Source organism: Alcanivorax sp. HI0044, from assembly GCF_001634945.1.
Genome location: NZ_LWEZ01001169.1, coordinates 1 through 4,132, shown reverse-complemented (window position 1 = coordinate 4,132; position 4,132 = coordinate 1). Strand labels below are relative to the sequence as shown.

General features: G+C 57.6%; 5 protein-coding genes. 3 read left to right on the top strand and 2 right to left on the bottom strand.

What is annotated here, in order from left to right; all coding sequences use genetic code 11:
• Window positions 1-79 precede the first annotated feature (79 nt).
• Window positions 80-1,048: a tRNA 5-methoxyuridine(34)/uridine 5-oxyacetic acid(34) synthase CmoB gene (gene cmoB / locus A3730_RS15380; protein WP_063519428.1), complete on the top strand. Its 969-nt coding sequence runs from the start codon at window positions 80-82 to the stop codon at window positions 1,046-1,048.
• Here cmoB and A3730_RS15375 read toward each other — a convergent pair.
• On the bottom strand, window positions 1,003-1,761 hold the full coding sequence (locus A3730_RS15375) for a diguanylate cyclase domain-containing protein (protein ID WP_197468592.1): 759 nt from the start codon (window positions 1,759-1,761) through the stop codon (window positions 1,003-1,005). The two genes, cmoB and A3730_RS15375, sit on opposite strands and share 46 nt — an antisense overlap.
• A 197-nt stretch (window positions 1,762-1,958) precedes the next feature.
• Here A3730_RS15375 and A3730_RS15370 point away from each other — a divergent pair, with 197 nt between their 5' ends.
• On the top strand, window positions 1,959-2,279 hold the full coding sequence (locus tag A3730_RS15370) for a hypothetical protein (RefSeq protein ID WP_063519426.1): 321 nt from the start codon (window positions 1,959-1,961) through the stop codon (window positions 2,277-2,279).
• A gap of 63 nt (window positions 2,280-2,342) precedes the next feature.
• Here A3730_RS15370 and A3730_RS15365 read toward each other — a convergent pair whose 3' ends face one another.
• Window positions 2,343-3,095, bottom strand: a complete 753-nt coding sequence (locus A3730_RS15365) for a hypothetical protein (protein WP_063519425.1) — start codon at window positions 3,093-3,095, stop codon at window positions 2,343-2,345.
• Between the two features lie 232 nt (window positions 3,096-3,327).
• Between A3730_RS15365 and A3730_RS15360 the strand changes: the two genes are divergently transcribed.
• Window positions 3,328-4,132: DUF445 domain-containing protein (locus tag A3730_RS15360; protein WP_063538380.1), on the top strand; the 805-nt coding region annotated here is incomplete at its 3' end.

Below are 4,132 nucleotides of genomic sequence, written 5' to 3'. Positions count from 1 at the left end.
GCCTGAAAAAGGCGGGCTATCGGCATATTCATGTCTGGTTCCGTTGTTTTAATTTCATGTCATTACTGGCCGTGCGCTGATGCTTACCGATTACCTTCAGGCCTGTGAACGCGGGCTTGCGCCCCTGTTTGCTCCGCAACCCCTGGCCGCAGTGATGACGCTGTCCCGGGAGCGTCTGGTCGACCGTCCCCACGGGGATTTGCCCCGTTGGCTGGCGGCACTGGAGGCGTTGCCAGCGGGGCCAGCTGAGTGCGCCCTGGATCAGAACACACTGACCATTGGTGCTGCCGGTGAGCAAGACGAGGACGGGGTAAAGCAGGCGTTGCAGGGGTTGATTCCCTGGCGCAAGGGCCCGTTCGAGTTCTTTGGCGTGCCTGTGGAAACAGAATGGCGTTCTGACTGGAAGTGGCAACGGGTGGCGCCGCATTTGTCACCGTTGGCGGGGCGACGGATTCTCGATGTGGGCTGTGGGAGCGGTTACCACTGCTGGCGCATGGCGGCCGCCGGCGCCAGTGCGGTCGTGGGGATCGATCCGACCATTCTGTTTCTGGTGCAGTACCTGGCAGTGCGCCGCTATGCCCCTGAGTTGCCCGTGTGGTTCCTGCCTTTGCGCATGGAAGAGCTGCCGGCAGACGGTGGGCAATTTGATACGGTGTTTTCCATGGGCGTGTTGTACCACCGGCGTTCCCCGTTGGACCACCTGCTGGAATTAAAGGGTGCATTATGCGCCGGCGGCGAGCTGGTGGTGGAAACCCTGGTGGTGGAAGGGGATGAGCGCACCGTGCTGATGCCGGAAGATCGTTACGCAGTCATGCGCAATGTCTTTTTCCTGCCTTCCGTGGCTATGCTCACCCGCTGGCTGGAACGGTGTGGTTTTGTGGATGTGCGGTGTGTGGATGAAAGCGACACCACGGTGCAAGAGCAGCGATCCACTGACTGGATGCGTTTCCAGTCGCTCCCGGATTTTCTGGATCCGAACGACCACCGCCTTACCCGTGAAGGTTACCCGGCGCCACGCCGCGCAGTGCTGGTTGCCCGAAAGCCGTAAGGTTTGGCCGTCGATGTCGTGCGCGTGGAGGCGTCGAGCAGGTGATCCACCAGCTCCAGGCGCGCGCTTTCATCCAGTGCGTTGATGAAAGGGGTGAGGGTGTCGAGCAAGCCATCTTTACGGGCCTGCGCCAGTAACGCATCGCTAAGCGCCTGGGGCGGGTTTGCTTCATTTTGTTGTGTGTCGTCCTGAGTCTGAGCTTGCTGGCTTTGTTGTTTCTGCGCCTGGGGGGAGAGAATGCGCTGGCCGCGCTCCGCGGGTTGGCGCAACAGCTTCAGGGTATCGTTGACCAGTCGTCCGGTGCCCTCGTTGTCGGCGCCGCTGTGCACATGTACGGCGATGCGCACATTCAGCGTGACACGAAAATCATCGACCTTGAATTCGTGGTGGTCAAGCCAGTCCAGTAGCCGCGCGGCTGCGATGTCGGCGCCGTCTGCATTGGTGCCGGGCAGGGCCAGAAACACCACCTGGTTGCTGCGTGCGGTAATCAGGATATCTTCACAGCGTTTGCGGCTGTTCAGGTGTTCGCAGAATTGCCCAAGCAGGGGCGCAATGTGGTGCTCGCCTATTTCTGCCTGCAGTGTTTTCAGTTCCTGCAGGTCGATGGCAAGCAGTGCCAGGGGTTGTTTGTGGCGTCGGCAAAAGGATAACGCTTGTTGTAAAACATGTTGGCTATGGCTTTCTGCGCGTTGCGGGTTTGTCACGGCAGTCATTGGCACCTCGGGACCAGAGATTATGATGGCATCCTGCTCAACGTTGTAGGCTTCCATTCCCGCTAGTATGACTCTAGCGGGTTCACGGCTGTCCGGCATCGGGTGCATACTCTATTTAACAACAATGTCGGCCACTGTTACGCAAACAGTGGCCAGCACGCGTGGCCCGGAACGGGTTTCACTCAGAGGAATCAATCATGTCGGTTACCTGGATTGTCGCGTCGGCGCTGCTCAGCTCCCTGTTCACACTGGTGGCTGTCGGGGTGTGGGCTCATTTTTATTTTCAGCCCCGTTTGCGCGACAGTCTGCAACGGGAACTGGATGAGCAGGTGGAAAAGGCTGCACAAGTGCTCTCGGACCGTGTAGAGGAAGGGGTTCGCCGGGGCCTGGTGGAAGGGGTACGTAATTTGCCCTCCAAGGAATTACTGGAAGGCGCGAGCCGTAACCTGGCGCGCACCAGTGCCGAGATGGTGGGGGAGCGTCTTGGACAAATCTTCGGGCGCAAAGACAAGCCCTGATTTTGGCCGGCTTTGCCGGTTCCGGGTTATAGCGTCAGGCGTGGTGCCACCAGCGCCGGGCTTTTATTGAAGCCGTTTTGGCAGTAATCGAATTACCAGGCAGGCGATGCCCAGGCTGAGCATCGCCAGCGACAGGAAATCCTGCTGCAGCGCATGCCAGGTAGTTTCCCACAGATTGGATGCTTTCATCAGCGATAGCAAAATCAGCAGCATGCCCGTGAGGGTAAAGAACTGATCCAGTTTGCGTGCCCGCTGAAACTCGCCGCGCAGTTGTCGCAGCTCATCCAGAATGTCTTCCTGCAACAATTGTTGTTGCGCCATCTGTTCAGCCAGCTGGCCCACTTGGCGGGGCAGGGTGGCCAGCTGCTCGAGCCAGACAGGATCTTCCCGGCGCAGCAGTGCCAGCAACTCCTTGAGGCGCACATGATCGTCCAGCCAGTTGCGAATTAATGGCCAGAGGCTGAACTGGTTGATCAGCTCGGCCAGTTGGGCCACATGTTCTTCGCTGCCGGTAATGCGCAATGATTCGTGGTCTTCCAGCGGTTCGCTGGCAAACAGCCAATGGACCATACCACCCAGCGGGCCGCGCACCCGGATGTCCACATTGCCTTCGTAGTCGGTGAGCAGTTCCACACCATCTTCATAGATCAGTACATACAGGACCGAACGCGGGCGCTCGGCACGAATGCGCACCACGGTTCCATGGAGAGCGGCGAGACGTTCCCGTCCTTGTTGTGTACCGGTGAGCGCCTGGTTGAGGGCGCTCTCCAGCCCCCCGAGCACGATAAGCTGGGGGAAACTAGTGGTTTCAGGCATGGTTGCAGCGCTGTCCTGTCATTATGTTGGGCCGGGGTGATCGTTCCGGTCCCGTTTTGTTGCCAAAAATTACGCGATGCTGCTTATATTTGGTATGGCGGCTCCCTATACTATGCATTTTCATAATTAAACAACATTGGCTTTTTTGACTTGGATAGGTGTACACGGGACCTGTTCGCCTTGGCGCTGTCGAGTTACAGTGCACCAGCCCTTGAAGGGGAGTTGTTTTTCAATGCTGGAATCTTTGCTTGCGTACCCGGATTTCTGGAAGTACGTCAGTATTCCGTTCATCGCTGGTGCAGTCGGTTGGACAACCAACTGGATGGCCGTGCAGATGACATTCTATCCCCTGGAGTTTCTGGGTATCCGACCTTTTTTCGGCTGGCAGGGCATTATTCCCTCCAAGGTGGAAAAGATGGCCGGTATCGTGGTGGACAAGGCACTCTCGAAGCTGGGTAGCCTGGACGAGTTCTTCCGCGAAATGGAGCCGGAAAAAATCTCTGCCCACCTCACCCGAACGATCCAGATTCGTATCGAAGAATACACCGACGAAGTGATGACCGAGCGCAACGCTGTGCTGTGGGAAAACCTGCCGCTGCTGGTGCGCAAGCGGGTCTACAGCCGTGCCCGCCGTGCGATTCCAGCAGTCATGGATAATGTGGTTGACGATATCAGCCGTAATCTGGACAGCCTGGTGGACATGAAACACATGGTTGTCACCCAGATGAGCGAAGACAAGCAGCTCATGGTGCAGATGTTCCGTGAAGTCGGTGACCCCGAATTTCGTTTTGTGACCAACTCCGGCCTGTATTTCGGTTTTCTGTTCGGCTTGATTCAGGTTCCCGTCTTTATCTTTATGCCTGAAAACTGGGTGTTGCCGCTGTTCGGCTTTATTGTCGGGATTGCCACCAACTGGCTGGCGCTGAACCTGATTTTCCGCCCACTGAACCCCATCAAGGTGGGACCATTCCGAATTCAGGGGTTATTCCTGAAACGGCAGAAGGATGTGGCGGAATCCTTTGCCCGGCTATCCACGG

Excerpts from the sequence above, each read along its gene's own strand:
- cmoB (WP_063519428.1), top strand. The coding sequence starts at position 80 with ATGCTTACCGATTACCTTCAGGCCTGTGAACGCGGGCTTGCGCCCCTG.
- A3730_RS15375 (WP_197468592.1), bottom strand. The coding sequence starts at position 1,761 with ATGACTGCCGTGACAAACCCGCAACGCGCAGAAAGCCATAGCCAACAT.
- A3730_RS15370 (WP_063519426.1), top strand. The coding sequence starts at position 1,959 with ATGTCGGTTACCTGGATTGTCGCGTCGGCGCTGCTCAGCTCCCTGTTC.
- A3730_RS15365 (WP_063519425.1), bottom strand. The coding sequence starts at position 3,095 with ATGCCTGAAACCACTAGTTTCCCCCAGCTTATCGTGCTCGGGGGGCTG.